The organism is Maribacter ulvicola (assembly GCF_900155985.1).
In the GTDB taxonomy this organism is placed as follows: domain Bacteria; phylum Bacteroidota; class Bacteroidia; order Flavobacteriales; family Flavobacteriaceae; genus Maribacter; species Maribacter ulvicola.
Genome location: NZ_FTMA01000001.1, coordinates 802006 through 824254, shown reverse-complemented (window position 1 = coordinate 824254; position 22249 = coordinate 802006). Strand labels below are relative to the sequence as shown.

General features: G+C 35.8%; 20 protein-coding genes. 8 read left to right on the top strand and 12 right to left on the bottom strand.

Annotation, left to right across the window (positions count from 1 at the left end):
• The first annotated feature begins 27 nt into the window (after window positions 1-27).
• Window positions 28-519 carry a DUF6265 family protein gene (locus BW936_RS03550; RefSeq protein WP_076546935.1) on the top strand — a complete coding sequence of 164 codons (492 nt, stop codon included), beginning with the start codon at window positions 28-30 and terminating at the stop codon, window positions 517-519.
• Complete coding sequence (locus BW936_RS03545; RefSeq protein ID WP_076546934.1) at window positions 520-870, top strand: hypothetical protein; 351 nt, start codon at window positions 520-522, stop codon at window positions 868-870.
• A gap of 85 nt (window positions 871-955) precedes the next feature.
• Here BW936_RS03545 and BW936_RS03540 read toward each other — a convergent pair whose 3' ends face one another.
• Entirely contained in the window at window positions 956-1420 is a 465-nt protein-coding gene (locus BW936_RS03540) for a CBS domain-containing protein (RefSeq protein ID WP_076546933.1), read from the bottom strand.
• Between the two features lie 121 nt (window positions 1421-1541).
• On the opposite strand from BW936_RS03540, the gene BW936_RS03535 reads away from it, so the two are divergent.
• From BW936_RS03535 to BW936_RS03520, 3 genes are all read left to right on the top strand, one after another.
• On the top strand, window positions 1542-3824 hold the full coding sequence (locus BW936_RS03535) for a M28 family peptidase (RefSeq protein ID WP_076546932.1): 2283 nt from the start codon (window positions 1542-1544) through the stop codon (window positions 3822-3824).
• Window positions 3817-4623 carry an NAD(P)H-binding protein gene (locus tag BW936_RS03530; protein ID WP_076546931.1) on the top strand — a complete coding sequence of 269 codons (807 nt, stop codon included), beginning with the start codon at window positions 3817-3819 and terminating at the stop codon, window positions 4621-4623. The genes BW936_RS03535 and BW936_RS03530 overlap by 8 nt, the downstream gene beginning before the upstream one ends.
• Before the next feature lie 575 nt (window positions 4624-5198).
• A complete protein-coding gene (locus BW936_RS03520; RefSeq protein ID WP_076546930.1) occupies window positions 5199-5903 on the top strand; it encodes a tetratricopeptide repeat protein in 705 nt (234 codons plus the stop codon).
• 51 nt (window positions 5904-5954) lie between these two features.
• Here BW936_RS03520 and BW936_RS03515 read toward each other — a convergent pair whose 3' ends face one another.
• Both BW936_RS03515 and BW936_RS03510 read right to left on the bottom strand, forming a co-directional pair.
• Window positions 5955-6449, bottom strand: coding sequence for a nuclear transport factor 2 family protein (locus BW936_RS03515; RefSeq protein ID WP_084181963.1), 495 nt, complete (start codon window positions 6447-6449; stop codon window positions 5955-5957).
• Complete coding sequence (locus BW936_RS03510; protein WP_076546928.1) at window positions 6436-6936, bottom strand: hypothetical protein; 501 nt, start codon at window positions 6934-6936, stop codon at window positions 6436-6438. Before BW936_RS03510 ends, BW936_RS03515 begins: the two co-directional genes overlap by 14 nt.
• Before the next feature lie 63 nt (window positions 6937-6999).
• On the opposite strand from BW936_RS03510, the gene BW936_RS03505 reads away from it, so the two are divergent.
• Window positions 7000-7947 carry an NAD-dependent epimerase/dehydratase family protein gene (locus tag BW936_RS03505; protein WP_076546927.1) on the top strand — a complete coding sequence of 316 codons (948 nt, stop codon included), beginning with the start codon at window positions 7000-7002 and terminating at the stop codon, window positions 7945-7947.
• An 18-nt stretch (window positions 7948-7965) separates the two neighbouring features.
• On the opposite strand, the gene rimK is transcribed toward BW936_RS03505, so the two are convergent.
• The 6 genes from rimK to BW936_RS03475 form a co-directional block, all read right to left on the bottom strand.
• Entirely contained in the window at window positions 7966-9339 is a 1374-nt protein-coding gene (gene rimK, locus BW936_RS03500; RefSeq protein ID WP_076546926.1) for a 30S ribosomal protein S6--L-glutamate ligase, read from the bottom strand.
• A gap of 32 nt (window positions 9340-9371) precedes the next feature.
• Window positions 9372-10898 (bottom strand): bifunctional GNAT family N-acetyltransferase/carbon-nitrogen hydrolase family protein, encoded by a 1527-nt coding sequence (locus BW936_RS03495; protein WP_076546925.1) that lies wholly within the window; start codon window positions 10896-10898, stop codon window positions 9372-9374.
• A 114-nt stretch (window positions 10899-11012) separates the two neighbouring features.
• Complete coding sequence (locus tag BW936_RS03490) at window positions 11013-11336, bottom strand: hypothetical protein (RefSeq protein WP_076546924.1); 324 nt, start codon at window positions 11334-11336, stop codon at window positions 11013-11015.
• A gap of 2 nt (window positions 11337-11338) precedes the next feature.
• Window positions 11339-12316: a deoxyhypusine synthase family protein gene (locus tag BW936_RS03485; protein WP_076546923.1), complete on the bottom strand. Its 978-nt coding sequence runs from the start codon at window positions 12314-12316 to the stop codon at window positions 11339-11341.
• A complete protein-coding gene (gene speB / locus BW936_RS03480; RefSeq protein ID WP_076546922.1) occupies window positions 12303-13241 on the bottom strand; it encodes an agmatinase in 939 nt (312 codons plus the stop codon). The genes BW936_RS03485 and speB overlap by 14 nt, the downstream gene beginning before the upstream one ends.
• Window positions 13242-13334: 93 nt before the next feature.
• Entirely contained in the window at window positions 13335-14747 is a 1413-nt protein-coding gene (locus BW936_RS03475) for a type III PLP-dependent enzyme domain-containing protein (protein WP_076546921.1), read from the bottom strand.
• Between the two features lie 482 nt (window positions 14748-15229).
• Between BW936_RS03475 and BW936_RS03470 the strand changes: the two genes are divergently transcribed.
• Entirely contained in the window at window positions 15230-15979 is a 750-nt protein-coding gene (locus tag BW936_RS03470) for a hypothetical protein (RefSeq protein WP_076546920.1), read from the top strand.
• 478 nt (window positions 15980-16457) lie between these two features.
• On the opposite strand, the gene BW936_RS03465 is transcribed toward BW936_RS03470, so the two are convergent.
• Complete coding sequence (locus BW936_RS03465) at window positions 16458-17030, bottom strand: RidA family protein (protein WP_076546919.1); 573 nt, start codon at window positions 17028-17030, stop codon at window positions 16458-16460.
• Window positions 17031-17267: 237 nt separating this feature from the next.
• On the opposite strand from BW936_RS03465, the gene BW936_RS03460 reads away from it, so the two are divergent.
• Window positions 17268-18512 (top strand): MFS transporter, encoded by a 1245-nt coding sequence (locus BW936_RS03460; protein ID WP_076546918.1) that lies wholly within the window; start codon window positions 17268-17270, stop codon window positions 18510-18512.
• Window positions 18513-18585: 73 nt separating this feature from the next.
• Here BW936_RS03460 and scpA read toward each other — a convergent pair whose 3' ends face one another.
• Together scpA and BW936_RS03450 are read right to left on the bottom strand one after the other, a co-directional pair.
• Entirely contained in the window at window positions 18586-20748 is a 2163-nt protein-coding gene (gene scpA, locus BW936_RS03455; RefSeq protein ID WP_076546917.1) for a methylmalonyl-CoA mutase, read from the bottom strand.
• Window positions 20741-22114: a methylmalonyl-CoA mutase subunit beta gene (locus tag BW936_RS03450; protein ID WP_076546916.1), complete on the bottom strand. Its 1374-nt coding sequence runs from the start codon at window positions 22112-22114 to the stop codon at window positions 20741-20743. Before BW936_RS03450 ends, scpA begins: the two co-directional genes overlap by 8 nt.
• Between the last annotated feature and the right edge of the window lie 135 nt (window positions 22115-22249).

Below are 22249 nucleotides of genomic sequence, written 5' to 3'. Positions count from 1 at the left end.
ATTTGTATCTTGTTACAAATTAAGCACATGAAATTACTTATCCTTTTTTTTCTTTCTATAACCTGTTTATTACAAGCACAAAATACCGTTTCTTTTGAGGACGGGATGATCAGTCCTGCTGCAACGCTTAACGATATACAATGGCTTTCAGGACATTGGAAAGGAGAAGCCTTTGGAGGAATTGCCGAAGAAATCTGGAGTCCGCCTGCCGATGGTTCTATGATGTTTTCATTTAGATTATTAGATAAAGGGTCCGTCAGTTTTTATGAATTTGGCCATTTAATAGAAATAGACGGTACTTTAATTCTTCAACTAAAACATTTTGATGCCAATTTAAGCGGCTGGGAAGAAAAAGATGAAAACATAGAGTTTAAGCTTGTAAAAATTGAAGGGGATAAATTTTACTTCAATGATTTTACCATTGAGCGTATCTCTGACAAGGAGATAAACATGTATATAGAAGTTGGTGAAAAAGAAGGAACATCAAATGAAGTAACCTTTAATTACCATAGACAATAGATGGAAAGGGCATGTTTAGAATGTGGTAATAAGGTAATTGGTAGAATTGATAAAAAATTCTGTAATGACCAATGCCGTAATACCTATAATAATAAAGTAAACCCAGCTAACAAAAATCTTATTAGAAACATTAACAATAAACTCCGTAAGAACTACCGTATTCTTGACAGTTATACATTAAAAGACGGCAAAACAAAAACAACCCGTATGCGCTTAATAGATAAAGGTTTTGATTTTGACTTCATCACCAATCTCTACACTACAAAAAAAGGGACAACTTATTATTTTCTATATGATTTAGGTTATCTACCATTAGACAATGACTTTTATATGATCGTGAAGAGGGAGTAACTAGCTATTGGCTGTATAAAAAAAGTCTCCTAAAAGGAGACTTTTTTTTATACAGATTTACTTCATACTTTGTACTTCATAAAATTTATTTCCAATTCTGTCCGCTCAACTTTAAAGCTGCGATTACGATATCTTTTCTACTAATCTGCCCTACTAAAATATCATTTTTCATTACCGGCAATCTTCTTCTATTGTGTTGTGCAAAAATACCTGCGGCATCAAAAATTGAGATATCATGTGGAATGGTTTCCACTGATTTTGTCATAAAATTCTTTACACTTTTATCTAAAATAGGCTGATTAAAGTAGCGACTTTCAGAAATTTGCTTCATACAATCAGCTTCAGAAATGATGCCAACAAGAAATCCGTTGTTATCCAAAACCGGACCTCCGGAAATATGATGTTTCGCAAATTTCTCCATTACGTCTAAAATTGAATCATCTGGCGAAAAAGTGATTAACTTAGTAGTCATATAATCAGCGACCAAAATTGGGGCTTCAAATTCTTTTTTAAATACTTTTCTAACGCCTTGAAAGCTTTTGATTCCCATGATAGTTTATTTAGAGGTTGATTACTAAAGATAATAAATAAAACGAGATTTGCTAATCAAATTCAATGTATACCATTTAATAATCAGTATTTTAAGACTTTTTTAAAAGTATTTCAGCATTATGAAAAAGACGCCGACCCTCCTTACTCTACTCCTAATTATACTTGCAACCTATTGGAGTTTTAGATCATTGCTACCACAATATCATAAAGGCGAAGTGGTCATAGAAACTGAATTTTCTACAGACAGAGCATTACAGCATGTAAAAGAAATATCAAAAAAACCTCATGGGGTTGGCTTTCCCGGCCATACCACCGTCCGTAATTACATAACCAAAGAGTTACAGCAGCTAGGACTGGAAACTTCTTTGCAAGAAGGGTACACCGCTGGCGATTGGGGAAACTTGAGCAAGGCAGAAAATATACTGGCAAGAATTAAAGGGAGTCAACCCGGCAAAGCCTTGTTGTTATTAAGTCATTATGATAGTAGTCCACATTCTTCCTTAGGCGCCAGTGATGCCGCTAGTGGCGTTGCAACAATATTAGAGGGCGTAAGGGCATTTTTGAAAACCAATTCAACACCTAAAAACGATATTATCATTCTTATTTCCGATGCCGAAGAATTAGGGCTAAACGGCGCCGATCTATTTGTAGACAAGCATGAGTGGCTAAAGGATGTTGGCTTGGTCCTAAATTTTGAAGCTCGTGGCAGCGGCGGACCAAGTTATATGCTAATGGAGACCAATAGGGGAAATAGTAAATTAATATCAGAATTTATTGCAGCAAATCCTGATTTTCCTGTGGCAAATTCACTTGCCTATAGTATCTATAAAATGTTGCCTAATGATACCGATTTAACTGTATTCAGAGAAGGGGGAGATGTAGATGGCTTCAACTTTGCCTTTATAGATGATCACTTTGATTACCATACGCAAATAGATAATTATGAGCGATTAGATAGAACTACGCTGGCACACCAAGGCAGCTATTTAATGCCTTTATTAAATTATTTCAGTAATGCAGACATAACCAATTTAAAGAGCTTGGATGATAACGTGTATTTCAATGTGCCGTTCTTTAAAATGGTTTCCTATCCGTTCAGTTGGATCATGCCAATGCTAGCTATTGCAATTCTAATTTTTATACTGCTAGTAGTAGCGGGTTTTAGGAAAAAAGTCTTGAACGGAAAAGATATATTAAAAGGATTCATTCCTGTACTCTTCACTCTAGTCGTTAATGGCATTATAGGTTTCTATAGCTGGAAATTTTTAAAATGGATCTACCCTGGATACAATGATATTCTCCACGGATTTACCTATAACGGTCATGCTTATATTTTTGCATTTACACTATTCTCCTTAGGTATTTGCTTCTACGCCTATTATAGGTTTAGAGTCATCAAAACTGCGAATTTGTTAGTTGCACCATTCATAATCTGGATGATTATCTGCGCATTGGTAGCTGCATATTTAAAAGGAGCTTCCTTTTTCATTATACCTCTTTACAGCTTTTTAGTTGCCTTTTATGTACAAATCAACCAAAAACATCCTGATGCTTTTTTGCTGGTATTCTTAGGAATACCTGCTATATTTATTTTTGCTCCCTTTGTACAAATGTTTCCGGTGGGGTTGGGCCTTAAAATGATGGTAGCTTCTACCTTATTGACCACGCTAATTTTCTTTTTATTGCTTCCGCTAGTAACAAAATATAGAAAAAAAGGAGCCTTGGCATTTCTAAGTTTCTTATTGTTTGCAGGCTTTATCGTATCTGCACATATGAATTCTGGTTTTACGGAAGATCGACCAAAACCTACCAGTTTACTTTATGTTCTAGATACCGATACAAATACAGCGAAGTGGGCAACTTATGAGCATCGGCCATCTGACTGGACTTCGCAATACATCACTAAAAAGACTGCAGATGCTCTTCTTTCAAAAAAGACCATTAGTAGTAAATACGGTTCTAATTTTACATATACGAACAAGGCGCCACTTAAAAATGTTCCAAAACCTACAATTGAAATTCAGCGAGATACTGTAGTGAATAATATTCGCTCTATTCGCTTATGTATTACCCCTAACAGACCTATAAACCGTTTAGAGGTATTCAGTAACGAAGTTGATATTTTAAAGGCAGATGTAAACGGTATTGAATTGTCCGATCATTATCTTAAGATTAGAAATGGTGGAAAACTAATTACCAATTACATCAGTGATAGAAACTATACCGACATTACTTTAGAAGTACCCCATGACCAAGAATTGGAGTTAACAATTTATGAAGCCTCTAATGACCTTCTTGAAAATGAACTATTCTCCATACCAAAGCGAAGAGAAGACCAAATACCAATGCCATTTGTATTGAACGACGCTATATTAACCATACAAAAAGTAACCTTTGACTAAAAAAATAGGCATAATTGGGTGTGGGTGGCTTGGAATGCCATTGGCTGAAAGTTTACTTTCTGATGGATATGAAGTCAACGGCTCCTCAACATCACAAGAAAAACTGACCCTCTTAAAAGAGAAAGGCATAAATCCGTTTCAAATTTCAATATCCGAAAGTAAAATCAAAGGAGACATTGCTGATTTTCTCGATGGTCTATCGGTTGTCGTTATCAACATTCCGCCTAAATTAAGAGGAAAGGGACCAAAGGAAAGCTACATTGAAAAAAATAAATTGCTTCATAAAGCCATTAAAAAATCTACAGTAAAAAATATCATTTTTGCAAGTAGTACGGCAGTATATGGCAATGCAAAAGGGGAGGTCAATGAGCAAACGACACCTGTACCCACTACCCCATCCGGAATACAGTTATTACAGTCTGAAAACCTCTTTAGAAATGATAAAGAATTAAATACCACCATCATTAGGTTTGGTGGCTTAATTGGACCAAACAGGCATCCGGTTACCATGTTATCCGGTAGGGAAAACCTCAACGGAGGCAACGCTCCGGTCAACTTAATTCACTTAGATGATTGTATCGGCATCATTAAAAAATTAATAGAACATAACCGCTACAATGATGTGCTAAATGCTGTATATCCTGAGCATCCATCAAAAATAAAATACTATACCGAACAAGCTATTAAAAGAAATCTAACTCCTCCAAAATTCACCTTAACAGGCAAAGACTTGAAATTAATATCATCTTGCAGTGTTTTTCTTATTGCTAACTACAACTTTCATACTTCTATAAATTAACCCCAAACAACACCTTGCTTAACTTTTACAACATGCACCTGCAAACTACGCTATTATAGTGTTGATTTTTAATTGTTTATAAATAATTAATGTGTTTTTATTTCACCATACAAAACCATTACAGTTTGGAGAAAGATAAATTACGGAGCGGGTTTTAGTTGAATTAGAGCAGCTCATCTCCTTAAGTTGCAATAACCTAGACGGTTCTAAATAATATACCGAATTGCACATTAAATTATTGAAAAAATACGATAATGCAACTAAGGTAACCATAGACTTTTATCGTCATAGAATTAAAATGGAAGTTACAGAAGATGATAGTCTAAATAACCCCAAAAAAGTAAATACTTACCTACCTACTTTTTACACCAATTTGCTATTTAACAACCTATGTAAATTTCTAAATTTATGTGTAGAAAAAGAACCTAAGAGTATTGATTTTTACTCACGGCTTTTAAGAACTTTTAAGCGCCCTAATAAGCGTCTTTTTTTTGATGCTAACATTTAAACCTTTCCTTAACAAGATCATACAGAATATTTTAATAGTTTAGCGCACTTTAAATAGAACAAGAAAAATGAAAAAACCACTTTTAGTATTAGTAGCTACCATAGTATTCTCCGGTAGTTATGGATATACACAGACCAAATCTGAATTACTAAAGCATTATGAAGCGTTTTATGATCAAATGCGACTACAGGGCGATGTTGACGGTGTGATCAATGCACTTACCCATTTAAATGTTTTATCCCCTTCACAACAAAGAAACGACACTCTTGCATATATCTATGCAAACGATAATCAACATTTACAAGCTCTAAACCTTACAGGAATAGAGAAATTAGATACTGATTCTAATTTAGCCATTCAAGTAAAAGCGGTTTCTTTAAAAGCTTTGAACCAACCAAAAAGAGCTTTGGAGCAATTTGAAGCTTTATATGCTAGAGAACCAAACGCATACCTTGCCTATGAAATGGCAGATTTAAAGGTTCAAACAGGTGACAACATAGGAGCAATGAAGCATGTTGAATATGGTATTGCAAATGCTACAGATGATATGAAATATGCTTTTTATGAGCGTCAACAACCCTATGAAGTACCTTTAAAAGCTGCGTTTATCCATGTTAAAGCGCTTATTCAATACAATACGGACAAGAGTAATATTGACCAAGCAATAGCCACTTTAGATGAAGCTTTGGCTATTGATCCAAATTTCAATTTGGCAAGCCTAAGTAAACAGGCTTTAACGTCTAGAAAAAATACAACTGAAGAGAAAAAATGATACCCTCGGTCATTTAAAATTAAAAAAGGCGAATCTTATGATTTGCCTTTTTTAGTTCTTTATTTTAAGCGCTTGTAAAAGGAGGTTATCTTTTTCATTTTTCAGTTCTACTAGTTCATCTACCAAATCATTAGGCACTGCTATAGACAGCACATAATGTGCAACTTTCCATTGGCCATCTACCTTTTTTAAAACTCCGGATCCTCTACAGATTTTCATTTGTGTGTCTAAAAGCTCATCGAACCAAGCAAAATTAGCTTCATCATTTTTATAAATATTACGCTCTACAGCTGTAAAATTCCATGCTTTACCTTTATCGAAATAGGGTTTGGAAAAACTCATAAACTCTTCACGTTGCCAATTTTCTGTAGCATCGGTACCAATAAAAACGGCATCATTGGTCATCAGTTCAAAATAAGCATCAAAATCTGCAGCACCAGCTGCTGCATGCCAGGCATCTAGAGTTTTTGTAATTTTAACAGTGTCATCTTCTTGCGCAAAAAGTACGGTTGATACTAGAACTAATAAAAGACTAATTTTCTTCATCATTGAGTAATTCATCTGGTAAATCATTATGTAGCGATACGTTAAATTGATTCCTTAAATTGTTATACGCTGTAATCATTTGAATGATTGATTCCCTTGGGTTCTGCCTATATTCCAAATCGCCCTTAATTTTTAGCACATATGTTTTAAATAACTTTTGACGTCCTTTTATTTGAGGAATATTGAATTTTTCCGGATACTCGCTGAGCTCCATTTTATTTTGATTTTCAATTAATTCATCTACCAAGAACTGAAAATCTTCTATATGTTCAGAAGTATAGATTTTATCAAAACTCTTCTCTAAAGCGCTATATTCTAACCAATCATTCAGTATGGTCTGCGCTTTGGCGTCAATCCTAATTTTTTCAGGCAGGCTATCTGTTATTTCTTCCCAACGAGTCTCCTGAATTGTAGTATTTTCTTGATTAGCTTCTTTACAAGAAGAAACCACTGTAATGAATATTAAAAAAAAGATAATTTTCGACATAAGCGAATGTACAAATTTTAAGAAAAGGTATCTTTATCTCAAATTCATTTAACGAAAATTTTAATGCCAACATATATATTGATTATTGGGGCCTGTGGTCAGATAGGAACAGAATTAACCTTAACTCTTAGAGAAAAACATGGTGGTGAATATATAATTGCCAGTGATATTAGAGAAGGTAGCGATGATCTAATGCAATCTGGACCATTTGAAATTTTAGATGCCACCAATTATGATGCTTTGGAGGAAGTGATCGCTTATTATGATATATCTGAAGTGTATTTAATGGCAGCCATGTTAAGTGCTACGGCAGAGAAATTTCCCATGCGTGCATGGAACTTGAACATGAATACCCTTTTCAACGTATTGAATTTGGCTAAGGAGAAGAAAATAGACAAGATTTTCTGGCCATCTAGCATAGCCGTTTTTGGACCCAATACCCCAAAAGACGATACGCCACAAAATACCATTATGGAGCCAAGTACCGTATATGGAATAAGCAAACAAAGTGGAGAACGTTGGTGCGAATATTATTTTAACAAGTATAATGTAGATGTAAGAAGCATTCGCTACCCGGGCCTTATCAGTTGGAAAACAATGCCTGGTGGCGGAACAACGGATTATGCGGTAGAAATCTATCATAAAGCACTCTCAGAAGGGGCATATACCTGTTTTCTTGAAGAAGACACTAAGTTACCCATGATGTTCATGGACGATGCCATACGTGCCACTTTACAGATTATGGAAGCACCGGAAGAGCATATTAAAGAACGTTCTGCCTATAATTTGGCGGCAATGAGTTTTACGCCTAAAGAGATGGCAGAAAATATTAAAGGCGTGCTACCAAAATTTAAAATAGCCTATGAACCCGATTTTAGACAAGAGATTGCCAACTCATGGCCAAGCAGTATTGATGATACCAATGCGCAAAAAGATTGGAATTGGAAGGCAGAATTTGATCTTCAGAAAACTACGGAAACCATGTTAGAAAATTTGAAGAACAGGGTTTAGCCTGTTCTTCAAATTATATTAATTTACAAATTTCAATCGCTTTTCAATTGCCATGATCATAGCGTTGGCAATGTCTTTACCTGTAGCATTTTCTATACCTTCTAAACCTGGAGAAGAGTTCACCTCTAGCAATAAAGGTCCTTTATTGGAACGGATAATATCTACACCTGCTACAGCAAGGTTCAAAACTTTAGCAGCTTTTAGCGCTAGTTTCTTTTCATCTGCGGTGATCTTAATAATAGAAGCTGTACCACCTTGGTGAATATTCGCCCTAAACTCTCCTTTTTGAGCTTGGCGCTGCATGCTTGCCACTACTCTACCGTTTACTACAAAGCAACGTATATCTTGACCGTTAGCTTCTTTTATAAACTCTTGTACCAATATGTTGGTATTAACACTCTTAAAAGCATTAATAACACTTTCTGCTGCCTTATTGGTTTCTGCCAAAACCACACCTTTACCTTGCGTACTTTCTAGAAGCTTAATTATTAACGGCGCACCATTGACCATTTTAATCAAGTCTTTAGTATCCATCGGTGATTTTGCAAAACCCGTTATAGGGATATGAATATCATGATTGGAGAATAATTGAGAGGCAAACAACTTATCTCTAGACTGAGTAATAGCCTCTGCAGAATTCTGGCAGTACACCCCTAGATTATTGAATTGACGGATCAATGCACAACCATAAAATGTAACCGAGGGTTTAATACGAGGAATTACGGCATCATACTCTTTCAAGATAATACCGCCTCTATACCTTATCTCCGGAGAATGTGCATCTAGCTTCATATAAGCTTGCTCTACATTTAAAAAATGTATTTCATGCCCTCTAGCCTCCGCGGCTTCCATAATTCTTTTATTACTGTACAGGTTGGGGTTGCTCGCTAAAAGTGCAATTTTCAATCCCGTTTTTTCCTTAAAATAAGGAGCGTACAAGGTATTGATTTTGCTATCTTCAAATGATTTTAGCTGATAATTGACTGCAGGGTTTACTATGTATCGTTCATTTAAAGCTTCTCTACCTAGCAACATACGAAACTCCATCGTATCTCTATTTGCCAAAGTCAGTTCAATCTCAAAAGTATCTTCACCAATGGTAACCGGCGTCTTTATTACCAAACGCTCTTCAGAAATACCAGATGAACTTTTCACCATACGCCGAGCAACCAAACGCGCTTGGCATTCAATGGCAATACTTCGGTTTTCTTGTAACGGACTCACCTCAAACTTTACCCATTCTTGTCCGTCTCTTGATACTATCTTTAAATTGGTAGCTTGTATGGAAGATGTTTTTGCTCCGGAATCTACCCTTGCTTTTATTGCCGGGATGCCCAAGTCATTAAACACACACCACTCTTCACTACCTATAATCTGTAAATTATCCAATATGTTTGTTTTTGACTCCTAATATAGGAGCTTTCTTATTTCTTTTTTAACTCAAATAAATCTGATCTTCTATCGCGAAGATTACGTACCGCCCCAAACTGGTTTAATTCTCGAAGCAAACTAATATCAACATCGGCAATTAAAATCATTTCTGTGTTAGGTGTTGCTTCTGCTTTAATTCCGTTCGTAGGAAAAGAAAAATCGCACGGTGTAAATACCATAGATTGTGCAAACTGAACATCCATATTCTGCACATTGGGCAAGTTACCCACACTACCGGCAATGGCAACATAACATTCGTTTTCTATGGCTCTTGCCTGCGCACAATGACGCACTCTAGAATAGCCGTTTTGTGTATCTGTCAAGAACGGAACGAACAAAATATCCATACCCTCATCTGCCAATAAACGGCTTAGCTCCGGAAACTCTGAATCATAACAAACCAACACCCCAATTTTACCACAATCGGTATCAAAAGCCTTTAATTGGTTACCCCCTTGCATGCCCCAAACCTTAGCCTCATCTGGCGTAACATGCAATTTTTCATAGCGTTCCATACTACCGTCTCGTCTACACAAATACCCCACATTATACAAACGGCCATCTATCATTTCGGGCATACTCCCCGTAATAATATTAATGTTGTACGATATGGAAAATTCTGAGAATTTTTGAGCTATTGCCTGCGTATGTTTTGCCAATTCCCGAATAGCATCTGGCGTAGACATATGGTTGTTTACCGCCATTAAAGGTGCATTAAAGAACTCTGGAAACAATGCAAAATCTGAACGATAACCGGAAACCGCATCAATAAAATATTCTGCCTGCTCCAATAGCTCATCCAAATCTTTATAAGGTCTCATTTGCCACTGGATCAACCCTAAACGAATTACGGTTTTCTTGGTAGCCGCTTTCTTTGAAGGCTTTTGATAATAGATATTATCCCACTCCATTAAAATAGCAAAATCTTGCGAAGCCTTATCACCATCTAAATACCCTTTCATGACCTTGGCAGGATGAAAATCGTTACTGATCTGAAAGTTTAGTACGGGGTCTTGAATTTCTTTTCTACGCACTTTATCGATATATTCCTTTGGAGATAAATTTGATGCATGCGCATGGTAGTTGGGCATACGACCTCCGAATACGATACTTTTTAAGTTCAATTTCTCGCAAAGTTCTTTTCTATAATCGTACAAACGGCGCCCTAAACGAAGCCCTCTAAAACTTGGTTTTATAAATACCTCTATACCATACAGCACATCACCTTCATCATCATGCGTATCAAAACTATACTTACCCGTAATTTGTTCATAGGTATGGGTATCATCAAAAGCATCATAGTCAACCACAATAGATAAGGCAACACCTGCCAATTGACCGTTTATTTTAATCACTACCTGACCCTCTGGAAATTTATCGATCAAAGATTTTATATGTTCCTCTTTCCAATATGAACCGGGCATATTGGCGTAGGCAGAAATCATAGCGGTTTTCAGTTCTTGATAATCATCAAGATCTAAGAACTTTAATTCAATATTTTCTATTTCGTCAATTTTCATTTACCTGTTGTAAGCACAACAATATTTAGTTTAATTTTTATGGGTGATGTATTTTTCCGGTTTACAAGAAGCAAACCGGAATTTCAATATATATCTATTTAATGTTTAGAAAACCTAGTCTTCCTCATCACCATCAACCATATCTTCAGGATCTGGTTCTACTACGGCTGTTGGATCATCATCATCAAAATCTTCATAATCATCTACATCATAATTCTCCATCGTATACTCAAGCTTTGCACTGATCTTCACTAAATACTTAGTATCTTCAGTTAAAACCTCTACAGCTTCTATACGTTCTCCCTGAGCATTTCTAAAGGAGATGATATTTCGATCATCATACCCGTCTGGGTATCTGTCCACTAATAGTTTTAAAACTTCTGGCGTCAACTTTTTAAAGTCCACGATCACTCTTTTTAAATGTGCGTTCTTGTCCATAATTACATGTCTAATAGGTAAGCAAAAATTAAGGGCGCAACTATTGTCGCATCACTTTCAATAATATATTTGGGTGTATTGATATCTAATTTTCCCCAGGTAATTTTTTCATTTGGCACTGCCCCTGAGTAAGACCCATAACTGGTTGTACTATCACTAATTTGACAGAAATAGCTCCAGAAAGGAGTTTCTGTACGCTCCATATCTTGATATAACATTGGCACTACACAAATTGGGAAATCGCCCGCAATACCACCACCAATTTGGAAGAATCCGATTCCGTTTTTTGAATTTTCAGTATACCAATCTGCCAAGAAGGTCATATATTCAATACCAGATTTCATGGTGCTTGCTTTTAACTCGCCCTTCATCACATATGATGCAAAGATGTTACCCATAGTACTATCTTCCCAACCCGGGCAAATAATAGGCAGGTTCTTTTCTGCAGCGGCGTACATCCAAGAATCTTTAAGGTCTATTTCGTAGTATTCCTCTAAAACTCCAGAAAGCAACATTTTGTACATGAACTCATGAGGTAAAAAACGCTCCCCTTTATCATCGGCATCTTTCCAAATTTTGAAAATATGTTCTTGTAGTCTTCTAAAAGCTTCTTCTTCTGGTATACAAGTATCCGTAACCCGGTTTAAGCCTTTTTCTAATAGATCCCACTCGTCTTGCGGAGTCAAATCTCTGTAATTAGGTACACGTTTGTAATGAGAATGTGCTACCAAATTCATGATATCTTCCTCTAAGTTGGCACCGGTACAAGAAATGATCTGTACCTTATCTTGACGAATAACCTCTGCAAAGATTTTACCCAACTCTGCCGTAGACATAGCACCTGCCAATGACACCAACATTTTGGCACCATTTTCTAACTGCTCTTCATAGCCTTTTGCAGCATCAACCAATGCCGCTGCATTAAAATGTAAATAGTATTTTTCTATAAAATTGGTGATCGCACCTTTAGTCTTCGTCATCTTCAAATCTTGAATTTATGTTTGCTTTATAATCTATGTCAAAAGTATTGTCATACTCTTTATCAACATCTTGCCCTGCAAACTTATAGCTGAGCATTTTGTAATATAATTTTGCCGCCAAAAAGTCTGACGATTTATCATTTTTATTAGGGCACAGTTCTACAATATCAAAACCTACCACATTCTTGTCTTCAAAAACCTGCTTTAAGAATTCCATTGTTTCATACCATAGTAAACCACCTGGTTCCGGAGTTCCTGTTGATGGCATAATGGAAGGGTCAAAGGCATCTAGATCAAGCGTAATAAATACATTTTCCGTCAATGTTTCGATCACCTTATCGGACCAATATTCATCGGCTATCATATCTTGGGCAAAGAATGTTTTTTCCTCGTCCATAACCGTCTTTTCAATTACATCCATAGAACGAATACCTACTTGAACCAAGTTGGTAGTCTGGCTAGCCTCGTACACGGCACAAGCATGATTAAACTTGGTACCTTCGTAAGATTCTCGTAAATCTGCATGTGCATCTATCTGCAATACCGTTAGGTTGTCAAAACACTCATTAAAGGCACGTATAGAACCAATGGAAATTGAATGTTCACCGCCAAACAAGGTTACAAACTTATTACGCTTTATAAAGTCTTTCGTAATTTTGTGCACCTCTTTAACCATCGCTTCTGGAGAGCTGTTCTCTGTAATTGCCGCTGTTAAGTGAATTCCTTGTTTGTAAACCTCAGAGTTGGTTTCAATGTCATACAATTCCATATTTTCAGAAGCCTCTAAAAAAGCTTCCGGACCTTTATCCGCTCCTTTACCCCAAGTACTAGTTCCGTCATAAGGAACTGGTATCAAGATAATTTTTGATTTTTCTAGTTGTGCGAATTCATCGGAAATGCCGGCATAATTCTTAGATGTACTCATGATATGTTAGCTATTTTTAAGTGGTTTTTTTTTATTATGTTCAATTCTATATATGTAATGTTAGCTGTAAAGGTCTTTACTTCAAAAGTATTTTTATTCATTATTAACGTCTACATCATACCCCAAAATATCAAGTAAATCTTCTGCCTTTTGTTGTGCTCTAAATTGTTTGTACGTGAAGTTACCTTTTTCATCCTTATCAATCAATATGTGCTTTGGCTGCGGAATTAAGCAATGCTGTAAACCGCCATAACCACCTATAGATTCCTGGTACGCTCCTGTGTTAAAAAAGCCAATGTATAATGGTTTCTCCCTTTTATATTTAGGTAAATAAATAGCGTTCATGTTCTGCTCACTATTGTAATAATCATCACTATCACAAGTTAATCCGCCTAACAAAACACGTTCATATTCGTCGTTCCAACGGTTAATAGGTAACATGATAAATCTTTTATTGATTGCCCATGTATCTGGTAAAGTTGTAATGAAAGAGGAATCTATCATATTCCACTTTTCACGATCGTTCTGTTGTTTCTGGTACAAAATCTCATAAATGGCACCGCCACTTTCACCCACTGTAAAACTGCCAAATTCAGTAAAAATATGTGGCACAGGAACATCAGCTTCAGAACACGTAATATTGATCTGATTTAAAATCTCATTGATCATATATTGATAATCGTACTCAAATGCCAAGGTGTTCTTTATAGGAAAACCTCCACCAATATTTAAACTATCTAAAGATGGGCAAATTTTCTTTAAACGGACATATACCTTTAAACATTTTACAAGCTCGTTCCAATAATATGCATTGTCACGAATACCCGTATTAATAAAAAAGTGAAGCATTTTAAGCTCTACCTTATCGTTATCCTTTATTTGGTTCTCATAAAACGGAACAATGTTCTTATATCCAATACCTAAACGAGAGGTATAGAACTCAAATTTTGGTTCCTCTTCAGATGCAATACGAATACCAACTTTAAAGGTGTCGTTTATTGCATCTGAAAGTAAATCTATCTCCTCATAATTGTCAATAATAGGCACGCAGTTCTGGTGGCCGTTATTGATTAAACGCGCAATATTTTCAATGTATTTTTCGCGTTTAAATCCGTTACAAATGACATAGGTTTGATCCGTTAATTTACCATCTGCCTTTAACTTTTCAATAATATTAATATCGAAAGCAGAAGAAGTCTCCATATGGATCTCGTTCTTTAAAGCCTCATGCATTACATGTTGAAAATGCGAACTCTTTGTACAGTAACAATAATGGTATTTACCTTTATAATTATTCTTCTCTATGGCGTTTGCAAACCAATTTTTGGCTCTTAAAATATTTTCTGATATTTTTGGTAAGTACGTGAATTTTAATGGACTACCATATTGCTTTACCAGCTCGTTTAGTGGAATTCCGTGAAATTGAAGGTGCTCACCATCTAAATTAAATTCTTCTTGAGGGAAATAATAGGTTTGATCAATAAGATCAATGTATTTGGTATTCATGAATTGAATATTAAATAATAATGAAATATGATTATGATAAATATAGTAACTAGCTTATTGACTTAAAGTTAAGAAAACGTAACCTTATTGAATAAGAGATCAAACCAGAATTTGCTTCTGAGTAGTAGGAATAAAAAAATAGTCATGCTGACTTTGCATGATGGTAGAAAATAAGTTGGAAGTTTGCTTTACTAATCGGCAACCTATCTTATAAGCCATTTGTGAGAAACACTTCCAATTTCTCTCAAACCCGAACACAGAATAACGGTACATAATGTTCAGCTAAAAGCTTGAAAAACCTAACACACAAAGTTGTATATTAGGACAGGACAAATGAAATCAAAAAAAATGAAAAAACAAGCGTTTTTATTTTTTTTACAACAATTAACATTCCTCAAGAAATTCAGTAAAAAAACACCTTAAAATAAAGCATAAATACCTTGTTTTTAAGTAGTTGAAAACAACAATGAAAACTAAAAGAAATGAAAGAATCATATTTAAAACCTCTATACTCGTCTCTATTTTTATTTTTTGTCGTTAGTTTAATTTCATACGGTCAAATTACGCCCGGAATCTATGCAGATACCATTCAAACCAATGGTATAAAAACAGTACATCAGCTAAAGGTAAATGATGACTATTTTATTTATAATGAATATGAAATTGAACCTGAAAAATTCATTAAAACTGTTGGCGGATTTTTTCAAATTGAAAACACGGCAGCTAATTCACTTTTGGTCGTTCTTTTAGAATTTAATTCCGATTTTAAAAAGGATGATCTTAAACAACTTTCTATTCCTTTTCAAACAGATGGTGAAACCTTGAAAATAAACTGGACGGAACAATTAATTTTTAAACCGGTAAAAACTATTTCACAAGATTTAGATGGAGCTTGGCTTTTTGCAACCAGAGGTCCAGATACAGGCCAAGAAAGAAGAGGTGAAGAAAATTCAAGAAAAACACTGAAGTTCTTAATGGACGGCACTTTTCAATGGATAGCCTATGATACCGAATCTTTCCGATTTTCAGGAACCGGAGGAGGTACATATTCAGCAGAGGACGGAATTTATAAAGAACACATAGCATTCTTCTCTAAAGACAATACTAGAGTAGGCGCCCAACTAAAGTTCAATTATAAAATTGAAGGAAGTGATTGGCACCACACAGGAAAAAATAGCAAGGGCGAGCCCATGTATGAAATTTGGAGCAAAAGGAGTATAACGGGACTATAAAGAAAAACAGTCTTATAACATCTAATTCTACCCAATTAAAGTACTCACCTTATACGTTGTACTATTACAATTTTAATAAAACCACCGTTTATCGAAAATAACTTTAGATGAACCTTGCCTTGCCATACTTTTTATAGTTTAGCTCAAAATTCCTACTTATGAGCAATTATATTAATCTTTTCGGGTTTTTCGCAATTTGTTTAATTGTTGCCTTTTTATTGGTGTTCTTTTTTAGCGAGAACAAAAATTAGATCCGCACAGGTTAGTTGTATGTAAAGACATTAGTCTTCACTATATGGCAGTAAAAAAGCCGATTGAATAAATCGGCTTTACTAAAATAACCCAAGCGAAAAACATATCTTGTTTAAAGGCCCTGTAAAATTATGGCTCTTAATTAGCTGCAAAGTCATGTAAACATCAACTGTCTGTTATCTAATTTTTGTTTTAGATTAAAAACCATAATTATAATCAAAGAGCACTATTCATAAACTTCAACGATCATCTCTACCTCAACGGCCATGTTTCCTGGCAAAGAACCCATACCTACTGCTGCACGCGCATGTTTTCCATGATTACCAAACACTTCTACCATAAGGTCTGAATAACCATTAATAACCTTTGAATGATCTTTGAAATCTGGCGACGCGTTCACCATACCGTGTACACTAACAATTCTTTTTACTTTATTTAAATTTCCCAATTCGGCTTTTAATACCGATAGCTGGTTAATAGCCACTTCTCTTGCCGCTTGGTAGCCTTGGTCTACGGTTAAACTATCTCCTAATTTCCCAACAATGTTTTCTCCATTGGCTTGCTTTGGTCCCTTACCTGCTAAGAATAGTAAATTGCTCGTTCTTACCGCATGCACATAATTTGCAACAGGAGTTCCCTGCTCTCTAAATACAATCCCTAAACTTTCTAACTTAGCTTCTGGGTCATAATCTGCGCTTGCAGACTTGATGGGTTCAACATTTTTAGTATCAAGCGCCTTATTTGTATCGGCACAATTCACCATAAAAAGGCTCATAAGAAGATAAATACTGTATTTCATATTTTTTTAATTAATAGTGATTATTTAAGCCATAAGTCAGCTAACACTTCATTATCAACACAATAACGCCAAAATGAAGATGCTACAAATTACATAATAAACATTAAAAATTATATAAATCTTATGTATTGTGCTTTCTGTCGTAGTTAAGGTATCATTTTACTAAAAAAGCGCTGATATTATTTCATTTTTATTAGTTTAGCAGATTAACAAAACAACAACTAAATCAATTTAAATATGGAAAGTTCTACAGCAACTTCTAAAGTAAATGCGAACAGGCTCTTTTATGCCAGCTGTTTCGCTTTAATTACCACGGCATTCTCTTTTGCTATTGCAGCAGGTATACTGGATCAATTAAAAACCGAATTAGAATTAACGGCTAGTCAAGCCGGATTAATTACTTCTATGTGGTTTTTAGGTTTCCCAATTGCCATGGTGATCGGCGGTTTGATCTACCATAAAGTTGGTGGCAAAGCAATTATGCAATTTGCATTTTTTGCACATGCCATTGGTATTATACTTCTAATTTTTTCAGGAAGTTATATAGGTCTTTTAGTTGCAAATTTGTTAATAGGTCTTGGTAACGGCTGTACCGAAGCTGCTTGTAACCCAATGATCGCAGATGCTTACAAAGGCAATAGAATGAGTACCATGCTAAACCGTTTTCACATGTGGTTTCCAGGTGGTATCGCTGTAGGCAGCCTGTTATCTGGTTTTATGACAGATATGGACATCATAGGCCAAAGTCAAGTATGGTTATTATTGATACCTGCGGTCATCTATGCTTACTTATTTTATGGTCAAACATGGCCAAAAGCTAAAATTGAAGAAGCTGCTACCATTAGCGGAAACTTAAAAGGTATGTTTACTCCATTATTTTTATTTATAGGAATATGTATGGCACTTACCGCTATTTCTGAATTTGGACCAAACCAATGGGTAGGGTTAATTCTTTCTAAAAGCGGAGCTGAACCAACATTGATTTTAGCGTTGACGGCAGGTTTAATGGCCGTTGCACGTTACTTTGGCGGAAGTATGGTGGCCCAATTCAATCAAACCGGAGTTCTTTTAGGTTCTGCAGTTTTAGCAACATTAGGTATCTATTTATTTAGTACACAAACGGGAATAATGGCTTATGTTGCCGCGGTAATATTTGCATTAGGTGTTGCTTATTTCTGGCCAAACATGATTGGTCTAGCGGCAACTAAAACACCAAAAACAGGTGCATTAGGTATGTCTATAATTGGTGCTATAGGTATGTTCTCAACTTCCATTTTTCAACCCATTATTGGTGGTTGGATTGATGCTGACAGAGCTGCTGCCGCTGCACAAGGTTTTACAGGCGATGAGTTAGAGCTGGTATCTGGTCAAGAAACTTTAGGAACTATGGTACTTTTTCCTGCTATACTTATTGTTCTATTTACCATTCTATATTTCTGGTTAAAGAACAAAGAAGCTAATACAGAAGTTGCCACAGCGTAATCTCTTTTAATGATATAAAAAATGCCCGAGCAATTTCATTGCTCGGGCATTTTTAGTTTATACTATGGCCTATCTATTCTAGAAGTATTTCCAACAACTGAATTGCCGCATCACTGATCTTGGTTCCTGGACCAAATACGGCAGTTGCGCCTGCATCCTTCAAAAATTCATAATCTTGTTTTGGCACTACTCCACCAACAATGACCATAATATCTTCACGGCCGTAACCTTTAAGCTCTTTAACCACTTCGGGCACTAGCGTTTTATGCCCGCCAGCTAAAGATGAAATTCCTAATATATGCACGTCATTCTCTACTGCTTGTTTTGCAGTTTCTTTTGGTGTTTGAAAAAGTGGGCCTATATCTACATCGAATCCTAAATCGGCATAGCCTGTAGCTACTACTTTTGCTCCACGATCATGACCATCTTGTCCCATTTTGGCAACCATAATACGTGGTCTACGACCATCTTTTTCTGCAAACTGATCAGCTAGCTCTTGAGCCTTCTTAAAACTTGAATCATCTTTTATTTCTCTTGAATACACACCTGTAAATGAATTTATAATTGCCTTATGTCTACCAAATGCCTCTTCAAGAGCACTACTTATTTCGCCTAACGTGGCTCTTTCTCTTGCTGCAGCTACTGCTAAAGCTAGTAAATTTTCTTCCGAGTCACTATCATTCAATTTATTTTTGGCCGCGATTGAAAGTTCTTGCAACTTTTGAACAACCACAGTGGTATTCCTATTTGCTTTTACCTCTTTTAATCGCTCTAATTGCCGCCTACGCACTTCTTTATTATCGACCTCTAAGATTTGAAGTTCATCTTCTTCTGTCAACTGGTATTTATTGACACCTACAATTACATCTTGTTCACTATCTATACGTGCCTGTTTTCTGGCTGCAGCTTCTTCTATTCTAGTTTTTGGTATTCCTGTTTCAATAGCCTTTGTCATACCGCCAAGATTCTCTACCTCTTCCATCAACTCCCATGCTTTGTGAACCAAATCATGTGTAAGTTTCTCCACATAATAACTACCCGCCCATGGATCTACAGTTTTGGTCATGTTTGTTTCTTGCTGAAGATATATCTGGGTTTCCCTAGCTATACGAGCGGAGAAATCTGTAGGCAAGGCTATGGCTTCATCCAATGCATTGGTGTGCAGACTCTGTGTGCCACCAAAAACGGCAGCAGCAGCCTCTATAGTCGTTCTAGCTACATTGTTGAACGGATCTTGTTCCGTGAGGCTCCATCCGCTAGTTTGGCAATGTGTTCTAAGCATTAACGATTTTTCATTCTGTGGATTAAATTCTTTCACCACTTTTGCCCACAACATTCTTGCTGCCCGCATTTTGGCAATTTCCATAAAGTGATTCATACCAATTCCCCAAAAGAAAGAAAGTCGCGGCGCAAAGTCATCGATCTGTAATCCAGCTTTTATTCCTGTTCTAATATATTCCAATCCGTCAGACAACGTATACGCCAATTCTAAATGTGCAGGCGCACCAGCTTCGTGCATATGATACCCAGAAATACTGATACTATTGAATTTGGGCATGTACTTACTAGTATACTCAAAGATATCCGCTACCAGTTGCATAGAAGGTTTTGGCGGATAGATATAAGTATTACGTACCATAAATTCCTTAAGAATATCATTTTGTATTGTTCCTGACAACTTATCTAAAGAAACACCTTGCTCTTCTGCCGCAACAATATAAAATGCCATGATAGGTAATACTGCTCCGTTCATGGTCATAGAAACCGACATTTCGTTTAACGGAATACCATCAAAGAGTACTTTCATATCTTCAACAGTGTCAATTGCCACACCGGCTTTACCAACATCACCAACCACACGTTCATGATCACTATCATAACCTCTGTGCGTAGGCAGATCAAAAGCTACGGACAATCCTTTCTGACCGGCTTTTAAGTTCTTCCTATAAAATTCATTACTTTCTTTTGCTGTTGAATAACCAGCATACTGTCTAATGGTCCAAGGTCTTTGTACATACATTGTAGCATAAGGCCCGCGAAGAAATGGCGGTATACCCGCTGCAAAATTTAAATGCTCAATATGTTCTAAATCTTGTAGGGAATATCTCTTTTTCAACAGAATAGTTTCCGCAGTGATAAACGGAGTAGCTTCAGCTGCTATTTTAATATCTTTTTGCCCTTTACCAGTTAAAGCCGAAGCAGCTAATTGAATATGTTGTACGTCTTTTCTACTCATGTGACAAACGGTTTTGCTCAAGTTCTTCTGCCAATCGTTTTCCTATAATAGGGGTGATCAATGTTTTTCTAGGATTCTTTTTTACGAATGGATACAGTTCCAGTTCCTTCGCCATTTTATCATTTTTATTTAGATATGCATTTGTACCCACCAGAACCATCTTCTTTGTATTGAATTTCTCTTGCTGTTTACGGGCGCTCTCAGCAATTCTATTTTGAATGGTATGATTCTTTAACTGCTTTAAGAAACCACCATCTTTTTCGATGGACTTGAATAAAATTAAAGCTTTCTCTGCCAATTGACTGGTTATGGTTTCAATATAATAACTGCCCTCTGCGGGATTTTCCACCTTATCAAAATAGCTTTCTTCTTTCAACAATATAAGCTGATTTAAAGCTATACGATCGGCAAAGTCATTGTCCTTTTTATACACCGCATTATAATTCAGATTGAAAACAGTGTCCGATCCACCCAAAACTGCAGACATACATTCCGTAGTGGTCCTCAACATATTTACATTGTAATCATAAATAGTTTTGTTTCGTTTTGAAGGCTGAGACATAATGTGGCATGGAACTGAAATATCATATTCCTTCGTTAATGCATCCCAAAGAATACGAATGGCTTTCAGCTTTGCAATTTCAAAAAAATAATTACCGCCGATAGCGAATTTAAATTCAATTGTTTTTAAACTCCCTAGATTTCCACCCTCTTGTAAAATATGTAAATACTCATTGGCATGAGACATGGCATATGCTAATTGTTGCACCATATCTGCACCGGCATTTTCATAAAGTGAAACATTAATGCTTAACAGATTTTCAATTGGCAATGTCGATAATTCATTTACCAATAATATATCTAGGGGCATGGATTTATACCAATTTCCAGATTTTGCCAAATGACCAATGGGATCAATCTGAAAATGAATTTTGTTTGCTTGTGGAATGCTATCAAGCACATTCTCAATATACATTTTAGACAAAAATTGCATACTTAGATACACCTTAACTTCACTTAAGTTAATATTGTTCAAAATAGTTATTATATCTACGGCTTCTGACGGAATAACAAATTGAATAGCTTCAGCTCCTTTTTCTATGCTTTTTAATGCTTTCTCATTTGCCATTATAGCATTACCGGCATAAATATTTTGACCAATATTCCAAGAAGAGAAGTGTGCGGACCCAACCACTACATGGTCTAAATCATCTAAATGATAAAAAGGTTTTACTTTTATTCCCTCTGGAGAATTCCATATCACCTCCTCATTATAATCTTTCCCTTTTAAATTATATTGAATTTTCTGCTTCCATTCTTTTTCAGAAATATTTCTAAAACTTTCAAATAAGTTTTTACCCTTCATGTAAGACGAAGTTTAATTAAAAAAGTTTTTTAGATATGCCATTGAAGTTGTATTCAATGCATTCTCTCAAAGATACAATAAGTAAACCACCTTGTAAAGAGGCAAGGTATTATTGAGAACCAGTTGTCATTGCTG